This window comes from Amaricoccus sp. (genome assembly GCF_036846665.1).
In the GTDB taxonomy this organism is placed as follows: Bacteria; Pseudomonadota; Alphaproteobacteria; order Rhodobacterales; family Rhodobacteraceae; genus Amaricoccus.
On record NZ_DAIUBO010000397.1, the window covers coordinates 1 to 1,920 of the forward strand.

The 1,920-nt window shown below is 74.7% G+C and carries 1 protein-coding gene; it reads left to right on the forward strand.

Annotation, left to right across the window (positions count from 1 at the left end):
• A partial coding sequence (locus V7050_RS20770) for a bifunctional acetate--CoA ligase family protein/GNAT family N-acetyltransferase (RefSeq protein ID WP_324411249.1) occupies positions 1–1,743 on the forward strand: 1,743 nt, incomplete at its 5' end.
• Positions 1,744–1,920 lie beyond the last annotated feature (177 nt).

The following is a 1,920-nucleotide window of genomic DNA, read 5'->3' on the forward strand; positions in this document are numbered from 1 at the left end:
GACGGCGCCGGGACGCTGGCCGATCTCGCGCCGGCGACGGTGGGGCGACTCGCGGCGGCGCTCCCCGAGAACTGGAGCCGCGCCAACCCGGTCGACATCGTCGGCGACGCCCCGCCCGGGCGCTATCTCGCGGCGGTGGAGGCGGTGGCCGGGGATCCGGGCGTCGACGTGCTGCTGGTGATGAACTGCCCGACCGGGCTGGCGGCGCCGGTCGATGCCGCCCGCGCGGTGGCGGGCGCGGTGGAGAAGGGCATGATCGGGCGCAAGCCGGTGCTCTCCTGCTGGCTCGGCGGGCCGACCGCGCGGGAGGCGCGCGCGATCCTGCACGGCGCGGGGGTGCCCACCTATGAGACGCCCGCCACTGCGGCGGAGGCGGTGGGCCATCTCACCGACTGGGGGCGCGCCCAGGCGGCGCTCTTGCGGGTGCCCGACCGGGGCACCGAGGCGGAGCTGAAGGCGACGCCGGACGACGCCCGCACGAAGGCCGGCGCGATCTTCGCCGCGGTCGCCGCCGAGGGCCGCAGGATGCTGACCGAGCCCGAGGCCAAGGCGGTGATCGCCGCCTACGGCATCCCGGTGCCGGACCTGCGCGTCGCGGCCACGCCGGAGGAGGTGGGGCGGGCCGCCGCGGAGATGCTCGGCGCGGAGGGCGGCGAACTGGTGGTCAAGATCCTGTCGCGCCGGATCAGCCACAAGTCCGACGTCGGCGGCGTGGCGCTGGGTCTCGACAGCGCCGAGCGCGCCGAGGCGGCGGCGCGCGCCATGGCGCGGCGGCTGGCGCGGGCCATGCCGGAGGCCACGCCGGAGGGCTTCGCCGTGCAGCCGATGGTGCGCCGGCCCGGGGCGCAGGAGTTGATCCTCGGCCTCGCCCGCGACCCGGTCTTCGGGCCGGTGATCCTCTTCGGCGCCGGCGGGATCGCGGTCGAGGTGATCCGCGACACCGCGGTGGCCCTGCCGCCGCTCGACGCCACCCTGGCCGGCGACCTGGTGGCCGGGACGCGGATCGGCCGGCTGCTCGCGGGCTACCGCGGCCAGCCGCCGGCCGACGAGGTGGCGGTGAAGGGCGCGCTGATCGCGCTGTCGCATCTCGTCGAGGATTTCCCCTGCCTGCGCGGGCTCGACGTCAATCCGCTGCTCGCCGACGCCGGCGGCGTGATCGCGCTCGATGCGCGCATGGAGATCGACCCCGCCGAGGTCCACCGCACCGGCCCCAATCCCGATCTGGCGATCCGGCCCTATCCGGCGGCCTGGCGCCGCGAGGTGGCGCTGAAGGACGGCACCTATGCGATCCGGCCGATCCGGCCGGCGGACGCCCTGCTCTACCCGCATTTCCTGGAGAAGCTGGAGGCCGAGGACATCCGGCTGCGCTTCCTCGCGCCGCGCCGCCATTTCCCCGAGCAAATGCTGGTGCGGCTGACCCAGCTCGACTACGACCGGGACATGGCCTTCGTCGCGCTTGCGCCGGACGGGACGCTGGCGGGCGTGTCGCGGATCTCCTGTGATCCCGACCACACCACGGGCGAATACGCTCTGCTGGTGCGCAGCGACCTGCACGGGCGCGGCATCGGCACCACGCTGATGCGCGTCCTGATCGACTATGCCCGCGCCGATGGTGTCAAGGCGCTCGAGGGCATGATCCTGAGCGAGAACGCCGGCATGCTCGATCTCATGCGGGGATTCGGCTTCGACTTCACGCTGGAGCCCGAGGATCCGGGGGTGGTGATGTCGCGGCTTTCGCTCTGACGGGGACAGGGGGATTGCATATGGTCACGCGACCCCGTCAGGCCGAGTTTCGAGTGCGCCTAGCGCAACCATCCCGCCCGGCGGGCACCGCCGGGCAGCGCCCGCCCCGCCCCGCCACGCCAAAGGCGTGCCTCCGGCACGACGCGGGCGCTTCGCACCCGCCGGGCCGGGCGCTGC